Source organism: Pseudomonas sp. C11 (assembly GCF_034683865.1).
Lineage (GTDB): Bacteria > Pseudomonadota > Gammaproteobacteria > Pseudomonadales > Pseudomonadaceae > Aquipseudomonas.
Genome location: NZ_JAWIIP010000001.1, coordinates 68,639 through 91,336 on the forward strand (window position 1 = coordinate 68,639; position 22,698 = coordinate 91,336).

Annotated in this window: 17 protein-coding genes; 8 read left to right on the forward strand and 9 right to left on the reverse strand. The window is 65.2% G+C overall.

What is annotated here, in order from left to right; all coding sequences use genetic code 11:
• Positions 1-5: 5 nt before the first annotated feature.
• The 5 genes from VC352_RS00305 to VC352_RS00325 are packed head-to-tail and all read left to right on the forward strand — an operon-like array spanning position 6 to position 5,254.
• Complete coding sequence (locus VC352_RS00305) at positions 6-1,250, forward strand: OprD family porin (RefSeq protein ID WP_322977592.1); 1,245 nt, start codon at positions 6-8, stop codon at positions 1,248-1,250.
• Positions 1,251-1,291: 41 nt separating this feature from the next.
• Positions 1,292-2,272: a tripartite tricarboxylate transporter substrate binding protein gene (locus VC352_RS00310; protein WP_322977593.1), complete on the forward strand. Its 981-nt coding sequence runs from the start codon at positions 1,292-1,294 to the stop codon at positions 2,270-2,272.
• A gap of 48 nt (positions 2,273-2,320) precedes the next feature.
• Positions 2,321-2,773, forward strand: coding sequence for a tripartite tricarboxylate transporter TctB family protein (locus VC352_RS00315; protein ID WP_322977594.1), 453 nt, complete (start codon positions 2,321-2,323; stop codon positions 2,771-2,773).
• A 3-nt stretch (positions 2,774-2,776) separates the two neighbouring features.
• The gene (locus VC352_RS00320) at positions 2,777-4,291 is read left to right on the forward strand and encodes a tripartite tricarboxylate transporter permease (RefSeq protein ID WP_322977595.1); all 1,515 of its coding nucleotides are present in this window, start codon (positions 2,777-2,779) and stop codon (positions 4,289-4,291) included.
• 21 nt (positions 4,292-4,312) lie between these two features.
• Positions 4,313-5,254 carry a D-2-hydroxyacid dehydrogenase family protein gene (locus tag VC352_RS00325; protein WP_322977596.1) on the forward strand — a complete coding sequence of 314 codons (942 nt, stop codon included), beginning with the start codon at positions 4,313-4,315 and terminating at the stop codon, positions 5,252-5,254.
• A gap of 16 nt (positions 5,255-5,270) precedes the next feature.
• Here VC352_RS00325 and VC352_RS00330 read toward each other — a convergent pair whose 3' ends face one another.
• Entirely contained in the window at positions 5,271-6,131 is an 861-nt protein-coding gene (locus tag VC352_RS00330) for a LysR family transcriptional regulator (protein ID WP_322977597.1), read from the reverse strand.
• 102 nt (positions 6,132-6,233) lie between these two features.
• Here VC352_RS00330 and VC352_RS00335 point away from each other — a divergent pair, with 102 nt between their 5' ends.
• A complete protein-coding gene (locus tag VC352_RS00335; protein ID WP_322977598.1) occupies positions 6,234-7,784 on the forward strand; it encodes an NADH-quinone oxidoreductase subunit L in 1,551 nt (516 codons plus the stop codon).
• Positions 7,781-10,231, forward strand: coding sequence for a DUF2309 domain-containing protein (locus tag VC352_RS00340; RefSeq protein WP_322977599.1), 2,451 nt, complete (start codon positions 7,781-7,783; stop codon positions 10,229-10,231). The genes VC352_RS00335 and VC352_RS00340 overlap by 4 nt, the downstream gene beginning before the upstream one ends.
• Before the next feature lie 13 nt (positions 10,232-10,244).
• On the opposite strand, the gene VC352_RS00345 is transcribed toward VC352_RS00340, so the two are convergent.
• The 3 genes from VC352_RS00345 to VC352_RS00355 all read right to left on the reverse strand — a co-directional run bounded on the left by VC352_RS00345 (position 10,245) and on the right by VC352_RS00355 (position 14,495).
• Positions 10,245-11,183: an L-threonylcarbamoyladenylate synthase gene (locus VC352_RS00345; RefSeq protein WP_322977600.1), complete on the reverse strand. Its 939-nt coding sequence runs from the start codon at positions 11,181-11,183 to the stop codon at positions 10,245-10,247.
• Positions 11,184-12,248: 1,065 nt separating this feature from the next.
• Positions 12,249-14,144 carry a patatin-like phospholipase family protein gene (locus tag VC352_RS00350; protein ID WP_322977601.1) on the reverse strand — a complete coding sequence of 632 codons (1,896 nt, stop codon included), beginning with the start codon at positions 14,142-14,144 and terminating at the stop codon, positions 12,249-12,251.
• Positions 14,145-14,216: 72 nt separating this feature from the next.
• On the reverse strand, positions 14,217-14,495 hold the full coding sequence (locus tag VC352_RS00355) for a peptidylprolyl isomerase (RefSeq protein ID WP_017362973.1): 279 nt from the start codon (positions 14,493-14,495) through the stop codon (positions 14,217-14,219).
• A gap of 147 nt (positions 14,496-14,642) precedes the next feature.
• Between VC352_RS00355 and VC352_RS00360 the strand changes: the two genes are divergently transcribed.
• Positions 14,643-15,857, forward strand: coding sequence for a PilT/PilU family type 4a pilus ATPase (locus VC352_RS00360; RefSeq protein WP_322977602.1), 1,215 nt, complete (start codon positions 14,643-14,645; stop codon positions 15,855-15,857).
• A 6-nt stretch (positions 15,858-15,863) separates the two neighbouring features.
• Here the strand turns inward: VC352_RS00360 and VC352_RS00365 are convergent, their stop codons facing one another.
• The 5 genes from VC352_RS00365 to VC352_RS00385 form a co-directional block, all read right to left on the reverse strand.
• Positions 15,864-16,613, reverse strand: coding sequence for a transporter substrate-binding domain-containing protein (locus VC352_RS00365; protein WP_322977603.1), 750 nt, complete (start codon positions 16,611-16,613; stop codon positions 15,864-15,866).
• Positions 16,614-16,693: 80 nt separating this feature from the next.
• Positions 16,694-18,649, reverse strand: a complete 1,956-nt coding sequence (locus tag VC352_RS00370) for an acetoacetate--CoA ligase (protein WP_322977604.1) — start codon at positions 18,647-18,649, stop codon at positions 16,694-16,696.
• Between the two features lie 306 nt (positions 18,650-18,955).
• The gene (locus tag VC352_RS00375) at positions 18,956-19,855 is read right to left on the reverse strand and encodes a hydroxymethylglutaryl-CoA lyase (RefSeq protein WP_322977605.1); all 900 of its coding nucleotides are present in this window, start codon (positions 19,853-19,855) and stop codon (positions 18,956-18,958) included.
• A 97-nt stretch (positions 19,856-19,952) separates the two neighbouring features.
• Positions 19,953-21,881, reverse strand: a complete 1,929-nt coding sequence (locus tag VC352_RS00380) for an acetyl/propionyl/methylcrotonyl-CoA carboxylase subunit alpha (protein ID WP_322977606.1) — start codon at positions 21,879-21,881, stop codon at positions 19,953-19,955.
• A complete protein-coding gene (locus VC352_RS00385) occupies positions 21,878-22,678 on the reverse strand; it encodes a gamma-carboxygeranoyl-CoA hydratase (RefSeq protein WP_322977607.1) in 801 nt (266 codons plus the stop codon). The genes VC352_RS00380 and VC352_RS00385 overlap by 4 nt, the downstream gene beginning before the upstream one ends.
• Positions 22,679-22,698 lie beyond the last annotated feature (20 nt).

A 22,698-nucleotide genomic window follows, 5' to 3' on the forward strand; every position in this document is an offset into this window, starting at 1 on the left:
CCATAATGACAAGAAAGACCCTCCTGACGCTGACCACTTGCGGTGTGTCGGCACTGTCGCTGCCCAGTTTGCAGGCGGCCGGCTTCATCGAAGACAGCAAGGCCAGCCTGGAGCTGCGCAACTTCTACCTGAACCGGGATTTCCGTCAGTTTCCGGGACAAAACAAGCGCGAGGAGTGGGCTCAGGGCTTCATCCTCAACCTGGAGTCCGGCTTTACCCAGGGCACGGTTGGTTTCGGTGTCGACGCCATCGGCATGCTCGGCCTGAAGCTCGACTCCTCGAAGGATCGTATCGGTACCGACCTGTTGCCGAGTGACAGCAAGAATCGCCCCGAGGACGACTACAGCAAGCTGGGCGTGACCGGCAAGGTGCGGTTCGCCGAGAGCCAACTGCGCGTCGGCACGCTGATGCCGAAAATGCCATACCTGCAATTCAGCAACTCGCGCCTGCTGCCGCAGGTGTACGAGGGCTGGCAGCTGCAGAGCAAGGATCTCGAACGTGCCACCTTTACCCTGGGTGAAATCAATCGTGTGGTGCAGCGTGAAGTGTCCGGCTCGGACAAGCTCGCCCTGAACAACAAGAATGGCCGTTTCGGTGGCAGCCCGGAGAGCGATGAACTGCGCTTCGGCGGTGTCGACTATGCAATCAATCCGCAACTGGTGGTCAGCTACCACTACGCCGAGCTGAGCGACGTCTACCGTCAGCACTTTGCGGGCGTGCAGCACACCCTGCCGCTGGGCCCAGGCAAGCTGAAGAGCGATCTGCGCTACTTCAACAACGCCGAGGCAGGGCAGGAGCGCGCCGGCAAGATCGACAACCAGGCGCTCAACGGTATGTTCACCTACAGCCTTGCCGGTCATGCACTGGGGCTTGGTTACCAGAAGATGCGCGGTGACGATGCGTTCACCTATGTCGATGGCGCCACGCCGTATCTGACCAACTTCGTGCAGATCAACGATTTCGCCGGGCCGGATGAGCGTTCCTGGCAACTGCGCTACGACTTCGACTTCGCCAGCGTCGGCGTGCCTGGCCTGAAGTTCATGACCCGCTACGTGCGTGGCGACCAGGTCGACCTCGCCGCAGGCGAGGGCCATGAATGGGAGCGCAACACCGATATCGCCTACACCTTCGGCCAGGGTGCCCTGAAGAACCTGACCGTGACCTGGCGCAACGCGACCTATCGCTCCAGCTTCGTCCGTGATCTGGACGAGAATCGCCTGATCCTTAGCTACATCGTGCCGATTTGGTAACCCAGCGTCTTTGCCTACAAATCTAATAAGAGGAACCCATCATGATCACCCGTTCCATTCGCCGTATCCTGCCGCTCTCCCTGGCTGCGCTGCTGGCCAGTGCCTCCGTGCTGGCCAACGAGCCGGCGCGTCCTGAGTGCATCGCCCCGAGCAAGCCGGGCGGTGGCTTCGACCTGACCTGCAAGCTGGCCCAGGCCGGTTTCAAGGATGAAAAGCTGCTCAAGGCCCCCATGCGCGTGACCTACATGCCAGGCGGCATCGGCGCCGTGGCCTACAACTCCATCGCGGCCAACCGCCGTGCCGAGCCTGGCACCCTGGTGGCCTTCTCCGGCGCCTCGCTGCTCAACCTGGCGTTGGGCAAGTACGGCCGTTTCGATGAGAACGCGGTGAAGTGGCTGGCCGTGATCGGCAACGACTACGGCACCCTGGCCGTGCGTGAGGACTCGCCCTACAAGAACCTTGATGACGTGGTTCAGGCGCTGAAGAAAGATCCCAAGAGCGTCATCGTCGGCGGTGGCGGCAGCATCGGTGGTCAGGGCTGGATGAAGATCGCACTGCTGGCCCGTGCCGCTGGCGTCGATCCGCGTGAACTGCGCTATGCCGCGTTCGAAGGTGGTGCCGAGCACTACATGGCGCTGATGGGCGGGCACGTCGATCTGGTTACTGGCAGTGCCAGCGAGATTCGCGCGCAGAAGGGCAACAAGATTCGCACCCTGGCGATCTTCAGCGAGAAACGTCTGGACGGCGACCTGGCGTCGATCCCCACCGCGCGTGAGCAGGGTTACGAAATTCAGTGGCCGCTGATCCGTGGCTACTTCCTCGGCCCGGATGTGAAGGACGAAGACGTGGCCTGGTGGCACGCGCAGTTCGACAAGCTCAACGCCTCCAAGGACTTCCAGGCCTACCTGGCTGATCGTGATGTGTTGCCCGACTACGTGACCGGCCCGGAGCTGGAGAAGCTGGTCAAGGCGCAGGTACAGGAATACCGCAAGCTGGGCGAAGAATTCGGCCTGGTTGAGTGATAGTCCCATGCGCCGCCTGCGGGTGGCGCATCGCTGCGGAGCAACACCATGCAAGATCGTATCTTTGCAGGTATCACCCTGCTGCTGTGCTGTGGGCTGGCCGTTCTGGCCTGGGGCTACAGCGCGCCTTTTTCCTATGAACCGGTCGGGCCGAAAGCCTTCCCATTGCTTCTGCTGTTGCTGATCGCATTCGGCTGCGTGCAGCTGCTGATCAAACCGCCAGCGCCAGCCGAAGGTGAGGAGCCGCCGCTCAATCGGGCGGTGCTGCTCAAGTCGCTGACCTTCCTCGGACTGATGCTCGCTTACGCGATGCTGTTCGAAACGCTCGGCTTCATCCTCGCCAGCGTGCTGTTCGGTATTGGCATGGCGCGCCTGTATGGCGGCCGCTGGCTGCACAGCCTGATCAGTGGCGTGGTACTCGCCATCGGCCTGTACCTGCTGTTCGACAAAGCCCTGGCGGTACCGCTACCGCTCGGCATTCTCGCCAATCTGGAGAGCTGATCCATGGAAACGCTCGGTTATCTCAGCCATGGCTTCGGCGTGGCGCTGAGTCCCTACAACCTGATCACCGCACTGTGCGGAACCCTGATCGGCACCGTGGTCGGTCTGCTGCCGGGCCTGGGCCCGATCAATGGCGTGGCGCTGCTGATTCCGGTCGCCTTCGCCCTCGGCCTGCCGCCGGAGATGGCGCTGATCCTGCTCGCCGCTGTCTATCTGGGCTGCGAGTACGGCGGCCGTATTTCCTCGATCCTGCTCAACATTCCGGGTGAGGCGTCCGCGGTGATGACCACCCTGGACGGTTACCCACTGGCGCGTCAGGGCCAGGCCGGCGTGGCGCTGTCGCTGTCGGCCTGGAGTTCGTTCATCGGCGGCGTGATCGCCACCATCGGCGTGGTGCTGTTCGCGCCCCTGCTGGCGAAATGGGCGGTGGCCTTCGGTCCGGCCGAGTATTTCGTGCTGATGGTCTTCGCCATTACCTGCCTAGCCGGCATGGCCGGCAGCAAGCCGCTGAAGACCGCTGTGGCGGCACTGCTCGGCCTGCTGCTGTCGTGCGTGGGCATCGACGCCAACAGCGGCGTCTACCGCTTCACCTTCGGCAGCCTCGGGCTGGCCGACGGCATCCAGTTCGTGGTACTGGTGCTGGGGCTGTTCTCGGTCAGTGAGCTGCTGGTGCTGCTCGAGCGTACCCACCATGGCCAGAAGGCGATCAAGGCCAGTGGGCGCATGCTGTTCAACCTCAAGGAGGGCGGCTTCGTGCTCGCCACCAACCTGCGCAGTGGCGTGGTCGGCTTCGTCCTCGGCGTGCTGCCGGGTGCCGGCGCGACCCTGGCCAGTGCGGTGTCCTACATGAGCGAGAAGCGCATGGCGGTCAAGGACAACAAGTTCGGCAACGGTGACCTGCGCGGCCTGGCTGCACCGGAAACCGCCAACAGCGCCGCGGCCTGTGGCTCCATGGTGCCGATGCTGACCCTCGGCGTACCGGGGTCGGGCACCACGGCGGTGATGCTGGGCGCCCTGACGCTGTACAACATCACGCCCGGGCCGCTGCTGTTCCAGCATCAGCCGGACATCGTCTGGGGCCTGATCGCCTCGCTGTTCGTCGCCAACATTATGCTGATCGTGATGAACGTGCCGATGATCAAGATCTTCACCAAGGTGCTCGCCGTGCCTTACTGGGCGCTGGTGCCGGCGGTGGCGATCATTACTGCCATCGGCGTGTACGCGGTGCACGCGACCACCTTCGACCTCTATCTGATGATCGCCATCGGCCTGTTCGGCTACGTGCTGCGCAAGCTGGATTTCCCCCTATCGGCGATCCTGCTGGGCTTCATCCTCGGCGGGATGATGGAACAGAACCTGCGCCGTGCGCTGTCGCTGTCCAGCGGTGATATCGGTATCCTCTTCGCCAGCCCGATTACCTGGGTGGTCTGGGCGCTGGTGGCGGTGATGGCCGTGCTGCCGTTCTGGCGCGCCTGGCGTGCGCGCGGTCAGAAGGCTGGCGCCCCCAGCGTCGCCTGATACCGACGGAGGAGAAGCTGCATGCGTATCGTGATACCCGATGACTATCAGCACGTCGTGCAGCAGCTGGAGTGTTTCCGCCTGCTGGAAGGCTTCGATGTCCGCGTGTATCACGATCCCGTCAGTGACCCGGACGTGCTGGCCGAGCGTTTCGCCGAGGCCGACGCACTGGTGCTGACCCGCGAGCGCACACGCATCGACGCCGCGCTGTTGCAGCGTCTGCCCAGGCTCAAGCTGATCAGCCAGACCGGGCGGGCAGGGCCGCATCTCGATCTTGAGGCCTGTCGCGCACGTGGCGTGACGGTCGCTGAAGGCACCGGCTCGCCGATTGCCGCCGCCGAGCTGACCTGGGCGTTGATTCTCAACGCCCGACGCAGGTTGCGCGAGGCCATGAACGGGCTATATGCCGGGCAATGGCAGGTCAACCTGGGGCAACGTCTGTACGGCCAGACGCTGGGTATCTGGGGCTACGGCAAGATCGGCCAGCGCCTGGCGCGCTATGCGCGGGCCTTCGACATGCAGGTACTGGTGTGGGGCAGCGAGACGTCGCGCCAGGCAGCGGTCGCTGATGGCCATGAGGCCGCGCCGACGCGCGAGGCTTTCTTCGCGCAGGCCGATATCGTCAGCCTGCACCTGCGCCTGGTGGACGCCACGCGGCATTGCGTGACTGCCGACGACCTGACGCGGATGAAGTCCGACGCGCTGCTGGTCAACAGCAGCCGTGCCGAGCTGATCGCACCGGGGGCGCTGCTCGAGGCGCTGGATCGCGGCCGGCCAGGCCAGGCCGCGCTGGATGTGTTCGAGCAGGAGCCTATCCTGCAGGCTGATCATCCACTGCTGACCCATCCGCGCGTGCTCTGCACGCCGCACCTGGGCTATGTCGAGAAACACAGCTACGAGGCCTATTTCGGCGAGGCCTTCGCCAACGTGCGGGCGTTTCACCAGGCACTCGCATCGTCGTAGCGGTGCAACGGACTCGTCAGGCCAGCAGCTCTTCGAGAATGCTCAGGTTGAAATGGCGCTGCAGGGTCACGGCGAAGAACTGTTCGGCGATCTCCGGAATCTCGGCATAGAGCTGCAGCACGCCAGCTTGCAGTTCGTCCTGCACCACCACCGCCGGCAACAGCGCCATGTCGCCGGAGTCGCGCGCGAGCAGACGCAGCATGGCCATGTCGTCGACTTCGGCGCAGATGTCCGGGCGCAGACCTCGGCTGTCGCAGAACAGGTCGAACTGGCTGCGGATGTCGCTGCTGCGCCCCGGCACGATCAGACGCGCCTGCTGGAGGTCGCGCTGCAGGTCGAACTCGCCGGCGCGCGGCGGGCCGACCAGACACACGCTCTGCCGATCCAGCAAACGACAGCGCCAGGAGCGCTGGGCATCGCTGCTCACCGCCTGGTTGGTCAACACCACATCCAGCTTGTGCAGGGCCAGGCGTTCCAGCAATTCGCCCAAGCTGCCCGACTCCAGCACGATGCGCAGTTCGCCGCGACCGAGGAAGGGCCGCAGCAGGTTCTCCTGGAAATTCCGCGACAGCGTGGCGACAGCGCCGATGCGTAATTGCTGATTGGCCTGCAGCGCACCTTGCAAAGTCATCTGCAACTCGCTGCCGAGGGCGAAGATGCTGTCGGCGTAATCCAGTACCAGTTGCCCGGCCTCGGTCAGCAGCAGGTTGCGCCCGGAGCGGATGAACAGGGCGTGGCCGAGTTGCTCCTCGAGCGCGCGGATCTGCGTCGACAGCGCCGACTGTGCCACATGCAGGGATTGCGCGGCGCGGGTCAGATTGCCTTCCTTGGCCACGACCCAGAAGTAGTGCAGATGATGGAAATTGAGACGGCGCATGGGTGGTTCTCTAAAAGTGAACGTTAGATTCTTATCAATCTATTTTAAATAAATAAAGCACTACCGGAGACTATCGTCATCGCTCATCTCCGGAGATCGCTCATGCTCCCTTTGTTTTCTCAACTGGCCACCTGGCTGCCCTGGTTGTACGCCGTGGCGCTGCTGCCCGTGGCACTGTGGCCGCGCAGTCGGCAGGCCAGCCTCTGGTGGCCGGGTCGTTTGGCCGCCATCACGGGTCTCGCGCTGGTGCTGGCTGCGCTGTTGCAGGCTGGACTGGATGATCAACCGGCCGACCGTCTCGGGCTGGCCATGGCCAGCCTGATCAGCTTGCTGGCGCTGGTGATCATCCAGTTTTCCGCGCGCTACCTGCAGGGTGAACCCGGCCAGCGTCGTTACCTGCTGGCGCTGCTCGGCACCTTGGCAGCGGTGGCGCTGGTGGTCACCAGCCGCGACCTGTATGCGCTGGTCGCGGCCTGGATCGTTTCCAGTCTGTGCCTGCACCAGTTGCTGACCTTCTACCGCGACCGGCCCATGGCGCTGGTGGTGGCGCACAAGAAATTCCTCGCCAGTCGCCTGGCTGACGTTTGCCTGCTGCTGGCCAGCGTGCTGTTGGTGCGGGCGGCGGGCAGTAGCGAACTGACGGCGATTCTCGAGCAGGTGGCGGTGCAGCAGGGCAGCGGCGCACTGGGCTGGGAGCTGCACCTGGCGGCCGTACTGCTGGTGCTGGCGGTGATCCTCAAGTCCGCGCAGTTGCCGGTGCACGGCTGGCTGATCCAGGTGATGGAGGCACCGACGCCGGTATCGGCGCTGTTACATGCCGGGGTGGTCAATCTGGGCGGCTTCGTCCTGCTGCGCTTTGCGCCCTTGCTGTCCTCTGCGCCGGTCGCACAGACCCTGCTGGTGCTGGTCGGCGGCCTGACGGCCGTGCTCGCGGCGCTGGTGATGATGACCCGGATCAGCATCAAGGTGCGCCTGGCCTGGTCGACCTGCGCGCAGATGGGATTCATGCTCCTTGAATGCGGCCTGGGCCTCTACGAACTGGCGCTGGTGCACCTGTTGGCGCACTCGCTGTACAAGGCGCATGCCTTCCTGGCGTCCGGCGAGACGGTGCTGCAGGTGCGTCACCAGGCTTTGCAGCCGGCGCGCCCGGCGCCGGGGCTGGGCGCGTTGCTGCTGGCGCTGGCACTGGCAGCGCTGGCGGTGGTGGGGCTCGATCAGCTGTGGCGCCAAGTGCTGCCGCAGCATCCGCTGCCGCTGGAGGCACTGGTCATCCTCGCCGTGGGCCTGGCGCCCTGGTGCCTGCGGCGTGGCAGCACGCTGTACGCCAGCATCACCCTCGCGTTGCTGCTGGGGCTGTACCTGTTGTGGCACCTGGCGGCGAGCTGGATTCTCGCCAGCGGCACGCAGCTGCCGGGCGCGCCGCTGGCGTTGAGCCTGGTCGCCCTGGGCCTGTTCCTTGCCCTGTACCTGCTGCAGGCCTGGATCGTCGCGCGGCCGCACGGTGCGCTTGCGCGGCGGCTGTATCCGGCGGCATTTGCCGGTTTCTTCCTCGACGAACACTTCACTCGCCTGACCTTTCGCCTGTGGCCGGTACGCCTGATGCCGGTACGCCCACTGCAGTCCACCGTCGCCGTTAATGGAGAGCACTCATGACCGCTATCGAATACTTCGCCGTGATCGACCGGGACACCCTGCAGGCCGCTGCTGCGCGGGCTTGCGAACGGATTGCCCCGACCTGGCCGCTGGATCGCCTGATCGCGGTCAGCCCCCTGTGGGAGCGCCGCCAGCAGCGCTGGGGCGAAGTGGCCGAGCAACTCTGGCGCCGCGCCGGCAGCCGCCTGACCCTGGCCGCTGCAGACTATCGCCAGGCCTGGGCCAGCGGCGAGATTGGCGAGCACCACCTGCAGCAGGTGCTGGCCGACGAGGCTCATGGCTGGACGGTGGCGCAGCTTGTGCAGGCGCTGCAGGACATGGATGAATACACGCGCGGCCTGCTGCTGCTGGAGGACATCGCCGACGCGGAGATCGCGCTGCCGGGCTGGCCGACGCTGATCACCCAGCAGATCGGCCAGTGCTGCGCCGCCTGGTTCGACGACAGCCAGGCGGACTGGCATGTGGATCGTCAAGGGGGGCTCTACCAGGCCTGGCGCCAGGCCATGCAGGATGACCGGGGCCTCAGCGTGCTCAGTGCCTGCCCGGAACTGGGCGCCCGTATTGCTGAACTGCCGCAGCAACCCCAGGCAGCCCTGGAAGTGGCGGTGCAGCGCCTGGGGCTGGAGGCGGCGGAGTTGGAGGAGTGGTTCGATTGCCTGCTGCTGCGCAACCTGGGCTGGGCCTCGTGGTGCGCCTACCAGCGCTGGCAGGCTCGGCAAGGTGGTGGCGACGATGCCACGCTGTTCGATCTGCTGGCCATCCGCGCCGCCTGGGAATGGCTGGTGGATGATCGCCGGCGTGAGCCGGGCAGTCGCTGGGATAACTGGCGCCGGGCCTGGCAGGGTGCACGCAGCCAGGCACCCTCAGCGGCCTGGCAGGCGCTGCAACTGTGGCAGCGCGCCGAGGAATTGGCCTGGCAGGCGCATCTGCAAAGGCTGCTGGGCAGCCAGTCGGCGCAGCAGGCAATCGAGACGCCGCTGGCCAAGGTGTACTTCTGCATCGACGTGCGCTCCGAGCCGCTGCGCCGTGCGCTGGAGTCCGTCTGCCCGCAGTTGCAGACCGGCGGCTTCGCCGGCTTCTTCGGCCTGCCCATCGCCTACACGCCGCTGGGCACCAGCGCCACGCGTCCGCAGCTGCCCGGTTTGCTGGCGCCGCAACTGACCATCAGCGACAGCTGCGCAGATGCAACCTGCAATGCGCAACTGGCCGAGCGGCGTCAGACCCGCTTGACCCGCCAGGGGCGCTGGCGCCTGTTCGAGCGTTTGCCGGCCTCCGGTTTCACTCTGGTCGAGTCGCTCGGCCTGGGCTACGCCGCCAGCCTGCTCGGGCGTACCAGCGGCCTGCTGAGCGCAGGCCTGCCGGCCGAGCAGGTGGGCTGGAAGCCCAGCGAGTGGCAACGCTTGCGCCCGGTGCTGGCGCCCCAGGCCGATGCCCAGCGGGTCGAACTGGCTGCGCGTATCCTGCGGGCGATGAGCCTGACGCGGGACTTTCCACCGCTGATCCTGTTGCTCGGCCATGGCAGCCAGAGTGCCAACAATCCGCAGGCAGCCGGGCTCGATTGTGGCGCCTGCTGCGGGCAGAGCGGGGAGGTCAACGCCCGCGTGCTGGCCGACCTGCTCAATGATCCGCAGGTGCGTCAGGGGCTGGTCGGGCAGGGTATCGAGCTGCCGGCCGAGTGCCGCGTGCTGGCCGGCTTGCACAACACCACCACCGACGAGGTGCAGGTATTCGACAGCCAGGCCTTGCCCGCCGCGTTGGCACCCAACTGGCTGCGGCTGCGTGAAGCGCTTGATGCCGCCGCGGTGCAAGTGCGTCAGGAGCGCGCTGCGCGCCTGGGTCTGGAGCACCTGGTCGAGCGCCCTGGGCGGCTGTTCGCCGCGCTGCGCCGGCGCGCCAACGACTGGTCGCAGACGCGGCCAGAGTGGGGCCTGGCCGGCAACGCTGCCTTTATCGCCGCACCACGCGCACGCAGCCGTGGCCTCGACCTGCAGGGTCGTGCTTTCCTGCATGACTATGACTGGCGTCTGGACGAGGGCGGCAAGGTGCTGGAACTGATCATGACCGCGCCCATGGTGGTGGCGCACTGGATCAACCTGCAGTACCTGACCTCGACCACCGACAACCAGCGCTTCGGCAGCGGCAACAAGGTGCTGCACAACGTGGTGGGCGGGCATATCGGCGTGTTCGAGGGTAACGGCGGCGACCTGCGCATCGGCTTGGCACGGCAGTCATTGCACGACGGTCAGCGTTGGCTGCATCGGCCGCTGCGCCTGAGTGTGGTGATCGCCGCGCCTTGCGCGATGATCGACCGGGTCATCGCCGAGCACCAGGTGGTGCGTGAACTGGTGGAGAACGACTGGCTGCACCTGCTGCGTTTGGACGATCAGCCCGGCGCGCCGTTGCAGGTTCGCGATGCGCGGGGCTGGCGGTCGCTGGACGCAGGCTGAGCAGGCAGCAGCGCTACTGGGTGGTCGCGCGCTGCAGGCGTTCGTGCACGGCGGCCCAGGCAGCGCCCTGCGGTGGCAGGGCGATATGCAGGTGGCGCAGTCGCAGGGCGTCGAGTTGGTACAGGGCCGCGTACAGGCCGGCGGCGTAGCGCTCAGGGTCTGCACTCAGATCTATGGCCGGGCCTCGGGTTGGTCGGGCCTGGCCGCACCAGATCCAGCCACAGTCGGGTGCGTCCAGCGCCGCCTCGGGCACCTCGACGAAGGTGCTGGCCAGGGTGCCAGGGGCATAGTGGCGGCGGTGCTGGCCCGGGGCGCGCAGACCGCCGTCGCGGGTTTCCAGCTCCTGACCGAGTACCTGTTGCAGGCGCTGCTGGTCGAGCATGCCGTGGCGCAGCAGGCGCGGGGCGTCGCCGGGGAGCAGGGCGACGATGCTCGACTCCAGGCCGACCTGGCAGGCGCCGCCGTCGAGGATCAGCAGCTCGCTGTCAGCGAACTGCTGGGCGACGTGGGCGGCGCTGGTAGGGCTGATCGACATGTAGCGGTTGGCCGAGGGTGCTACCAGGCCGCCGCCGAATGCCTGCAGCAGCGCTCGCGCGCCGGGATGGGCGGGCACGCGCAGGGCGACGCTGTCCTGCCCGGCGGTGACGCTGCGCAGCACCTCGTCGCGTGCCGGCAGCACCAGGGTGAGTGGGCCGGGCCAGAAGGCATCCATCAGCTGTTGGGCATGCGGCGGGATCTGGCTGACCCAATTGGCGGCCTGGCTGGCATCGGCCAGGTGGACGATCAGCGGGTTACTGTCCGGGCGCTGCTTGAGCTGGAACACCTTGGCCACGGCGTCGCCGTTGCGGGCGTCGGCGGCCAGGCCGTAGACGGTCTCGGTGGGCATGGCGACCAGCTCGCCGCTCTGTAGCTGCTGCGCGCAGCGCTCGATGTCATGGGTGATGGTGGGCATGGGCGACAGTGACTCGTGGTATTCATCCCGTAGGCAGCCGGTGATTCTAGGGGATTTGAGTGGTCGATGGGCAGTTTCAAGAGCACTTCTAAGAGCGGCCTCGGTGTTCTACCTCTTGTATCCATGTAGTCGTGCATTGCTATCGCGGTGTTAAAACGGGGTCTTCGGATTTTGGGGGAAAGCTTGGTTGATACCGGACTGGCAAGTCTGTTTGTTGGAGTGTTGTCCGATGTCTGTTCCGGATTGCCGCGATTTTGCGGATGCTTTTGGTTTCGCCCTCCCGGGCGAGTGACTTTGCGGGCAAAGTAACCAAACCCTTCCGCCCGTTCATCCGGCCCTGGCTGCGCCAGGGTTCGCTCACTCCATCATCGTTCCAGAGGCCCGCCGCGGTGGGCCATCCCTGGCCCATCGCGGCTCTCGCGGCATCTATGCCGCTCAACCTCTTCCACGACGATTCCGTTCGCCCTCCTGGGCGGGCTCTGCACGCGCCTGAACCCTAGGTAACCCAGAATTAGCGTGGAGTGCTTGAACATGTGTCAGCCTTAGGGCTGACCGGAATGCCTGCTGAAAGCCGACAAGCTAAAACTACGTGAATGAAAGTATTGGTTTAACTCGACGGCCACATCACAACTTCACAGCTACCAGAACACGCCGGGCGTACCTTGGAATGCCAGTTCGTTCAGGCGCGCGAATGTCCCCTTCAGGAGGGTGAGTGGAATCGTTGCGTAGAGGGGCGAGCGGCATGGATGCCGCGAGAGGCTTAAAGGGCCAGGGATGGCCCTTGTAAGCCGACCCTCGGAGCAACGATGGAGCGAACGAACCCTGGCGTAGCCAGGGCCGGATGATGGGGTGCGCTTTCTTTTGCTTAGTTTTCTTTGCGCATTTCAAAGAAAAGTAAGTCGCCCGAGGGGGCGAAACCCGGAATATCTGAAGACACCCAAAGCGGCGTCTAGAATACCAACACAAGCCAACACACAAACTTGCCAGTCCGGTATGAATCCCCCGGTTGTTTCGCCTGTTTCATAGAGCCAGCATCGATATTGCGCTGGCCGCCTTGCTTAGATTTCAGACACGCGGGCGCAACTTCAACTCCGGCGTCGGCTTCGGTGCGCCCTCGGCTGGATGCAGGGCAGGGCTGGTCTGCGCGTGATTTTCTATCAGTTGTGCCAGCTCGCGCAGGGCGTCGAGTTGCGCCAGGGCGAGTGCGGCCTGGGTGGAGTATTGACCGTGCTCGTCGGCATCGAGGTTGCCGAGGCCCTGCAGCGAGTAGCTGTGGCGTTCGCTGAAGAAGCGCCGGTAGTCCTCGGGCGTCTGCGCTAGCCGGCTGCAGGCACGCTCCAGACTCGCCAACTGCTCGGCAACACTGGCCAGCATCAGCCGCAGGCGAATGCTCTGGTGGTTCTCCCAGTTCATCTTGCTGGGCTGCGCGCCGGTCTGCCAGCAGTCCGGATTGCCGAAACGACGCACGAACTCGATACCGGCTTGGCGTCCGTATTCGGTCAGGCGGGCGATGCGCTCGGGCGGCATGGTCAGGTTCAGGCCGCCTTCCTCGCGGGTCAGCTGGATCAGGCCGATGCGGTCGCGAAAGCCCGGCAGCAGTGACAGGGTTTCGTGGTTCCAGTCCTTGGCCACGTTCATCACGATCCGTAGGAAGCCGCCAAGCGCGCCCAGGCCCGTGTCGGGAAAGCGCCGCCAGTAGGCCAGGCGCGCGTCACCGTTGCGCGCGGGGAAGTGCACGCGCGGGCCATCGGCATCCTCGGTGCTGCCCAGGTCGAGGCCGAAGGTGGGGCGGGTCGGCAGGGCCTGGTCGAAGAAGTGGATGGGGAAGTTCGAGGCGAGGCCACCGTCGGTGAACCAGCAGCGCTCCAGGCGTTTGTGCGTGCTGCGGTAGTCCACCGCATGCAGCGGCACGGCGCTGAGCAGCAGCGGGAAGCTCAGGCTCATGCGCACGGCCACCACCACTGGCAGGTCGTCCGGCAGCGGCAGGCGGTACAGGCCATCGCTGCGCTCGCCTTGTTGCGCCGGGCGCTGGCGAGCGCACATCCAGCTCACCACATGCTGCGGGAACAGGGCCGAAAACTCCTGTTCGGAGAAATAGAACTGGTTGTTCTCGCGCACCTTGCCGTCGTTGCCGAAGGGCAGACGGAACGGCCGGGCCATGCTGGCGCAGGTGGTGATCATCTGCAGGTCGATGCCGTGCCGGCGCAGATCGCCGAAGGTCAGAGGACGCGCACGTTCAAACGCCTCAGCAGCGCTCGCACAGGCCTGGCGCTGGCCGCTGAGACGATCCAGGTAGGCGCTCAACCAGGGCGTCAGCGCTTCCTCCGGTGCCGGCTCGTGCGTAGCGGGCATGCCGCTGCACAGGCCGAAGCCGTTGCCTGGCAGTTCTCGGCTGACCTGGCGCAGTAGGCAGATGACCACGGCGACCAGAGCACCGGTGCTGGCGGCCAGCAGCAACCACAGCCAGATCAGCAGGCCATGGTTGGCGAACGCCAGCGGCCACAGCGGGCCGCCGCCCAGCAGCGCGCCGAGACCGGCCGCCAGCCCATAATGGCGCAGCACGGCGCGCAACAGGCCAATGGGGTTGCGTTTGGCGTCGAGTACGGCGATGAAGGTGTCGAACAGGCCGCGTAGCCTGGGAACCGGGCGAAATAGCGCCAGCAGCTTGGTGCCCTGGCCGCTCGACGCCGGCGTGCACAGGTGAGCGGGCAAGCGTTCGATCTCGGCGAAGCCCTGCGGATCTTCGCTCAGTTCACCTGCCAGGTGGCGCTGGCGCCCCAGTTCTGCCGCTGCTGCCGCTGCCGCAGCGATCGCCCCGGCGCTGGTGCCGCCGATGCTGCGCAGGCGAAAGGCCTTGGCGATTTCGCTGATCGCCAGCGGATAGACGATGCCGCTGGTGATGCCGCCCTTCATGACCAGGTCGCACTCGCGGGCGAAGACGGGCGGGCGGCTGGCGTTCATGCAGGCTCCAGAGTCAGGCGAAATAGGGGCGCCATGATAACGCGTCAGTAAAGGCCATGTGCCATTAGCTGATCAGTCCCGGTAGAACACCTGGATCAGGTGGTAGCCGAACTGGGTTTTCACCGGGCCATGCACTTCGCGCAGGGCCTTCTTGAAGATCACCTGATCCACGGCGCGCACCATTTGCCCGGGGCGCACTTCGCCGAGGTCGCCGCCTTTCTTGCCGGAGGGGCAGGTGGAGTGTTTGCGGGCCAGTACGTCGAAGGCTTCGCCGGCGGCAATGCGCTTCTTCAGGGCGGCAGCTTCCGCTTCGGTCTTGACCAGGATGTGGCGGGCCATTGCCTTTGCCATTGATGGGTTCCTCAAATTCGGCGGGCGCGTATTGTGCCAGTAATCGTTGCGCCAGCAGAATGGCGCCAATTTCAAGACGAGATTCGCCGGTCTGATGGCCGCAAATCTTGGCTATGGTAATTCAACCGCCTTCACGGGAACGTCGCCATGGATCTCCATGCAATGCTCAAGGTGCTGTCCAGCCAGGACGGTTCCGATCTCTACCTGTCCACCGGCGCGCCGCCCTGCGCCAAGTTCAACGGCGTGCTCAAGGCGCTCAGTCAGGAACCCCTGAAGTCCGGCGACGTGGCGGCCATTGCCGACTCGATCATGGATAGCGCGCAGCGCGAGGAATTCGAGCGCGAGCTGGAGATGAACCTGGCGATTTCCCTGTCCGGCGTCGGGCGCTTCCGCATCAATATCTTCAAGCAGCGCAACGAGGTGTCCATCGTCGCGCGCAACATCAAGCTGGACATCCCGCGCTTCGAAGACCTCAAGCTGCCCGAAGTGCTGCTCAGCACGGTGATGGAGAAGCGCGGCCTGGTGCTGTTCGTTGGCGGCACCGGCTCAGGCAAGTCGACTTCCCTGGCGGCGCTGATCGACTACCGCAACCGCAACAGCGGCGGGCACATCATCACCATCGAAGACCCGGTGGAGTATGTGCACCGGCACAAGAAGTCGATCATCAACCAGCGCGAGGTGGGTGTGGACACCCGCAGCTTTCATGCGGCGCTGAAGAACACCCTGCGCCAGGCGCCGGACGTGATCCTGATCGGCGAAATCCGCGACCGCGAAACCATGGAGCATGCCCTGGCCTTTGCCGATACCGGGCACCTGGCGATTTCCACGCTGCATGCCAACAACGCCAACCAGGCGCTGGATCGCATCATCAACTTCTTCCCCGAGGAGCGCCGGCCGCAACTGCTCAACGACCTGGGCAACAACCTCAAGGCGTTCGTCTCCCAGCGCCTGGTTCGTACCGTCGACAGCAAGCGCCGGGCGGCGGTGGAGGTGATGCTGGGTACGCCGACGGTGCGTGATCTGATCAAGCGTAACGAATTCTCCGAGCTCAAGGAGATCATGGAGAAGTCCAAGAACCTCGGCATGCAGACCTTCGACCAGGCGCTGATCGACCTGGTGCACGAAGGCGTCATCGATGAGGAAGAGGCGGTGAAGAACGCCGACTCGGCGAACAACGTGCGTCTGAAACTCAAGCTCTACCGTGATAACCCGGCGGCTACTCGGGCGGCGCCTGTGTCTGCCCCGGCCGCCGCGCCGGTGGCGGCGCCCCAGCCGGCAGCGGCAGATTGGGGATTGGAGCTGAAACTCGAGGACATCGAGGAGGACGCGCCGCCCGAGGATCCTGGTCGGCCAGGTATCTGAAGCCGCTCAGGGCTTGGGCAGTTCGGGCAAGTAGGCCTGGCGCAAGCGCTGGCTGATCCCACGTGCTTCCAGATCCGCAAGTGCCGCTCGCAGTTGCTCGACCAACTGCGGGTCGCACAGCTTGGAGCACGCCAGGTAAAGGTCGGTGCTGGCGAGGGTTGGGCTCATGCGCAATGCCTGCTGCCGCTCTGCATACCTGTCCCAGATGTACAGCGCTTCCGGGATGCCGGTGAACCAGGCGTCGATGCGCCCGCGCTCCAGAAGGATGGCCGGGTTGTCGCCAAGCTTGAGTTGAACGATCTGCTCTTCGGCGAAGCCTTCGCGGCGCAGGATGTCCACCTGCGCGGTGCCCAGGCCGACGCCGATGCGCTGATAGCGCTGGCGTGCTTGCGCGAAACTGGTGACGGGTTCATCGAGGCTGAAGAAGGCGCGTTCGAGCACCATGATCGGCGCGATCCAGGTGTAGCGATCCTCGCGCTCGGGGATACGCGAAAGGGGGATGATCAGCAGGTTCTCGCCAGTCGCGACTCGGGCTTGCGCCCTTGGCCAGGGCTCGGCGATGACTCGGGTCAGGCGTCCACTCAAGGCGATCGCGGCAAGGGTCACGTCGCCGACCATGCCATGCCCACCTTCGTAATGCAGCAGGGTTAATGGCGGAGCGTCTGGCATGTGCAATTGCAGGGGTTCATCGGCGACGCCGGAGCCGGCATGAAACAGTGCAACCAGCAGGCAGAAAACGATGCGCATCGGGAACATCCTGTCCGGGTTATGCATTCCAGTATAGAGGGCGCCGGAGCAATGCAGCGTCTTAGTGGCGCTGTGCCGTGATTGGCGCGCTACTCCTGGAGCGCCGGCAGGTTGCGATAGAGTTCCAGCGCTTGCGGGTTGGCCAGGGCATCGGTGTTCTTCACCGGGCGGCCATGGACGACGTTGCGCACCGCCAGTTCGACGATCTTGCCGCTGAGGGTGCGGGGAATGTCGGCCACCTCGATGATCTTCGCCGGCACATGGCGCGGCGTGGTGTTGGCGCGAATCATTCGGCGAATCTCCTCGCACAGGGCGTCGTCCAGCGTCATACCCTCACGTAGGCGCACGAACAGCACCACACGCACGTCGCCTTGCCAGTCCTGACCAATGGCGATGGACTCCAGCACCTGTGGCACCTTTTCCACCTGGCGGTAGATTTCCGCAGTGCCGATACGTACGCCTCCGGGATTGAGCACGGCGTCGGAGCGGCCGTGAATGATCAGGCCGCCACGCTCGGTTTCTTCGGCATAGTCGCCGTGTGCCCAGACGCCGGGAAAGGTGGCGAAATAGGCGGCGCGGAATTTTTCGCCGTCAGCGTCGTTCCAGAATCCCACCGGCATCGAGGGGAAGTGCCGCGCACAGACCAGCTCGCCTTTTTCTCCGGTCATGGTCTGGCCGCTGTCGTTCCATACCTGCACGTCCATGCCCAGGCCCTTGCACTGCAGCTCGTCAGGCCAGATGGGCAGGATGGGGTTGCCGAGGGCGAAGCAGGAAACGATATCGGTGCCGCCGGAGATCGATGACAGGCACAGATCGCGTTTCACGTCGCGGTAAACGTACGCGAAGCTTTCGTGGGCCAACGGTGAGCCGGTGGAGAGGATGGCCCTGAGGCTATTCAACTTGTGGCTTTCCCGCGGTTTGACGCCGGCCTTTTCCAGCGCGGCGATGAACTTGGCGCTGGTGCCGAAGATGGAAATGTCCTCGGCGTCGATCAGGTCGATCAAACGTGTGGGCTCGGGATGGAAGGGCGAGCCGTCATAGAGCACCAGGGTAGCGCCCTGTGCCAGGCCGGAAACCAGCCAGTTCCACATCATCCAGCCGCAGGTGGTGTAGTAGAACAGGGTGTCGGTAGCGCCGAGGTCGGTGTGCAGGCCATGCTCCTTGACGTGCTGCAGTAGGGTGCCGCCAACCCCATGCACGATGCACTTGGGCGCGCCGGTGGTACCGCTGGAGTAGAGGATGTACAGCGGCTGGTCGAAGGCCACCGGGGTGAACTGGGGAGCACCGCCGGGCTGGTAGAAATCCTGCCAGAGGGTGGTTAGAGCAACTGACTTGTAATCAGTAGGGCTGGCCTCGTCGCGGGAGTAGGGCACGATAACCAGCTGCTCCAGGCTGGGCAGTTGCGGGAGGATTTCGTTCAGCTTGTCGGTCAGGTCGATTCGTTTGCCGGCGTAACGGTAGCCGGCGGCGGCGATCAGCACCTTGGGTTCGATCTGACCAAAACGGTCGATCACGCCCTGGGTGCCGAAGTCCGGCGAACAGCCCGACCAGGTGGCGCCGAGGCTGGCGCTGGCGAGCATGCCCACCACGGTTTGCCAGGTGTTGGGCATGAACGCCACGACGCGGTCGCCGATGCCTACGCCAGCTTTAAGCAGGGCTCGTTGCAGACCTGCGACATGCGCGGCCAGCTGGGCATGGCTGAGCTGCTCGCGGCTGCCATCCTCGGCAATGGCCACCAGTGCCGGATGACCATCGCGACGACGCAGCAGGTGCTCGGCGAAATTCAGCGTGGCACCGGGGAACCACTGCGCATCCGGCATCGCCGGGCCTTCGCGCAGCACGCATTCGGCGGGCGTGTGGAAGTGGATTTGGAAGACATCGACGATGGCCTGCCAAAAGGCCTCGCGTTGCTCGACGCTCCAGGCATGCAGGGCAGGGTAATCGGCCAGTTGCAGGCCGTGGCCTTTGTTGACGAAACGGCGGAAGGCATCCATTCGGCTGGCGGCGACACGTTCGGCGGAAGGCGCCCACAGAGGTTGCTGCATGCTCAGTTCTCGTCGTTCTGATCCCCAGGCTTCAGCTTAGTGCGTTCGTGGCATTTGACGTTCAACTCAGGCGACCTTTGCTGCTATCGCCCCGACCTTTTCGGGGTTCAGAATCTCTGGATGAAACGACGGTTCGATACGCTGCAACCCCTTGTAGGAGCGGCTTTAGCCGCGAAAATCGCGGATGAATCCGCTCCTACAGCCCGTAGCCCGGATTCAATCCGGGGTGCCAGGCGTATGGTGGATAACGCTTCATCGATCCACCACATCGGTGGATGAAAACGGCGTCATCCACCCTACGGCTCCTTATTGACTCAGGCGAGCACGGGCGACCCGCGAGCCGTTGGTTTTGCCGAGTACCTCGCAGATGCGCTGGCCGGCAGCGATCAGTTTGTCCATGTCTACGCCGGTTTCGATGCCCAGGCCTTGCAGCAGGTACAGCACATCCTCGGTGGCGACGTTGCCGGTGGCGCCCTTGGCGTAAGGGCAGCCGCCCAATCCGGCGACCGAGCTGTCGAACACGCTGATGCCTTCGAGCAGGCTGGCGTAGATATTGGCCAGGGCCTGGCCGTAGGTGTCATGGAAATGTCCAGCGAGCTTGTCGCGTGGGATATCGCGGCCAACCATTTCGAACATCCTGCGCGTTTTGCCGGCAGTACCGGTGCCGATGGTGTCGCCCAGCGACACCTCATAGCAGCCCATGGCATATAGCTCGCGGGCGACACTGGCGACCTGAGCCGGATCGATTTCGCCGTCGTAGGGGCAGCCCAGCACGCAGGAGACGTAGCCGCGCACACGCACCTTCGCGGCCTTGGCTGACTCCATCAGGGGGACGAAGCGCGCCAGACTTTCGGCAATGGAGCAGTTGATATTCTTCTGCGAGAAGGCCTCGCTGGCGGCGGCGAACACCGCCACTTCCTCGACCTTGGCTTCCAGTGCGGCCTCGAAGCCTTTTAGGTTGGGGGTCAGGGCGACGTAGGTGACGCCCGGCTTACGTTCGATGCCGGCGAAGACTTCGGCGGAGCCGGCCATCTGCGGCACCCACTTGGGCGACACGAAACTGCCCACTTCCACGTAGCTCAGGCCGGCGGCGGTGAGGTCATCGGTCAGACGCACCTTGTCGGCGACGCTGATCGGTTGCTTCTCGTTCTGCAGGCCGTCGCGCGGGCCGACTTCGACCAGGCGCACGGATTTGGGCAGGTTCATCGGTTGTCCTCGTTTTCATCGTAGGGTGCGTCGTCTGCGGCACGGCGTCGTAGGGCGGGTGCAACGCGCCTATATCATCTGGCGGGTTGCACCTGCCCTACGGTTCTAACTCCACCAGCACCGTGCCTTCGCTGACCATTTCCCCTTCGCGGCAATACAGCGCCTTGACCGTACCTGCCTCGGGCGCACGGATGCTGTGCTCCATTTTCATCGCTTCCAGCACCACCAGGGCGGTACCGGCCTCGACCGCCTGGCCAGGCTCGACCAGCACGCGGACGATGCTGCCGTTCATGGGGGCGCTCAGGCCGCCATGCTGGGCATGGCTGGCTTCTGCGGCGGCGATGGGGTCGAAACGGGTGATCGCGTACAGCTTGCCTTGCCACTGCAGATAGAGGGTGTCGCCACGGCGAATGGCGCGCAGGCGCTGACGTTTACCGTCGATGTCCACCAGCAGTTCTTCGCCTTGCAAGCAGGCAGTGTTAGCCGCTCGCACCTTGCGGCTTTCACCCTGGCAGCTCAGGTGCAGGTCGATTTGCGCGGTGCCACCGGCGCGCCAGCCACTGCGGGCAGCCCAGGGCGAATGCGGGTCGTCGTCGCGTTGTAGCGCTGCCTCGCTCTGTATCCAGGCATCAGCGGCCAGTTGCCAGAAGGCCTCCGGCAACTCAGCGGGGGCCGGTAGCAACTGCTGCTGATGACGCGGGATAAAGCCGGTATCCAGCTCGCACGCAGCAAAGGCCGGGTGGGCGAGGATACGGCGCAGAAAGGCCAGGTTGGTCTTCACGCCGCCGACCAGGGTGTCGTCGAGCATCGCCAGCAGGCGCAGGCGTGCCTGCTCACGGTTCTCGCCCCAGGCGATCAGCTTGCCCAGCATCGGGTCGTAGAAGGGCGACACGCTGTCGCCCTCGGCCACGCCGCTGTCGACGCGCTGGCCGTCGCCATTGCCAGCCTCGCGGTACAGCGCCAGGGTGCCGGTGGCGGGCAGGAAATCGTGATCCGGGTCTTCGGCGTACAGCCGCACCTCGATGGCGTGGCCGTTGAGTGGCACCTGCTGCTGGGTCAGCGGCAGCGGCTCACCCTGGGCGACGCGAATCTGCCAGGCCACCAGGTCAAGGCCGGTGATGGCCTCGGTGACCGGGTGCTCGACCTGCAGGCGGGTGTTCATCTCCATGAAGAAGAAGTCGCCACGCTCATCCAGCAGAAACTCCACGGTGCCGGCGCCGACGTAGCCGATGGCCTGCGCGGCCTTGACCGCTGCTTCGCCCATGGCGCGGCGCAGCTCGGGGCTCAGGCCAGGCGCCGGCGCCTCCTCGACCACCTTCTGGTGGCGACGCTGGATCGAGCAGTCGCGCTCGTTGAGGTACAGGCAGTTGCCGTGCTGGTCGGCGAACACCTGAATCTCTACGTGGCGCGGCTTGAGCACGTATTTTTCCACCAGCATGCACGAGTCGCCGAAGGCCGACTGCGCTTCGCGCTGCGCGGATTCCAGGGTTTCGGCAAGCTGGGCTTCGGATTCGGCAACCTTCATGCCCTTGCCACCGCCGCCAGCGGCAGCCTTGAGCAGCACCGGGTAGCCGATGCGTTTGGCGGCCTCGCGGAAGGTTTCATAATCCTGCGCTTCGCCGTGGTAGCCGGGCACCAGTGGCACGCCAGCAGCCTCCATCAGCGACTTGGCCGCCGACTTGCTGCCCATGGCCTCGATGGCCGAGGCGGGCGGGCCGAGGAAGATCAGCCCGGCCTGCTCAATGGCGCGGGCGAAGCCGGCGTTCTCCGAGAGAAAACCGTAGCCGGGGTGGATGGCCTGCGCGCCGCTGGCCTTGGCGGCGGCGATGATCTTGTCGATCAGCAGGTAGCTTTCGCCAGGCTTGGCGCCGCCCAGATTCACCGCCACGTCGGCTTTACGCACATGGCGTGCATTGGCATCGATGGCGCTGTGCACGGCCACAGTGCGAATACCCATGGCCTTTGCCGTACGCATCACGCGGCAGGCGATTTCGCCACGGTTGGCGACCAGCAGGGTGTCGATCATGCGAATGGCTCCTGCCAGGTGGGTTGGCGTTTTTCCAGGAATGCGCGCAGGCCTTCCTGGCCCTCGGCGCTGACGCGCAGACGGGCGATGGCGTTCTCGGTGTAGCGGCGCAGGGCTGGGGTCAGCTCGCCGCTGCCGACTTCGCGCAGCAAGTCCTTGCTGGCGCGCATGGCCTGCGGGCTGTTCTGTAGCAGGTTGGCAACCCAGGCTTCGACCTGCGCCTCCAGCTCAGCGGCCGGGTAGCACTCGGCGAGCAGGTCCAGTTCGCGGGCGCGCTTGCCGTCGAAACGTTCGGCGGTCAGCGCGTAGCGCTTGGCCGCGCGTTCGCCGATGGCCTGCACGACGAAGGGGCTGATCACCGCTGGCGCCAGACCGATGCGCACCTCGGACAGCGAGAACAGCGCGTCCTCGCTGCCGATGGCCATGTCACAGCAACTGGCCAGGCCTACGGCGCCGCCGAAGGCAGCGCCCTGGATGACGGCCAGTGTGGGGATCTTCAGGCCGTGCAGGTTGTACATCAGCTCGGCCAGCTCGCGGGCGTCACTCAGGTTGGCGTTGTAATCGAGCGTGGCGGCGTGCTGCATCCAGGCCAGGTCGGCACCGGCGGAGAAGTGCTTGCCACGCCCACGCAGCAGGAGAAAGCGCAGGCTCTTGTCTTCGCCCACGGCGTCGAGGGCGAGGATCAGCTCGCGGATCATCTCGGCGTTGAAGGCGTTGTTCTTCTCCGGGCGGTTCAGCCACAGGGTGGCGAAGCCGCGCGGGTCTTTCTCAAGCTGTACGGTGGTGAAGTCGTTCATCTGAACTCCTGCGTAGGGCG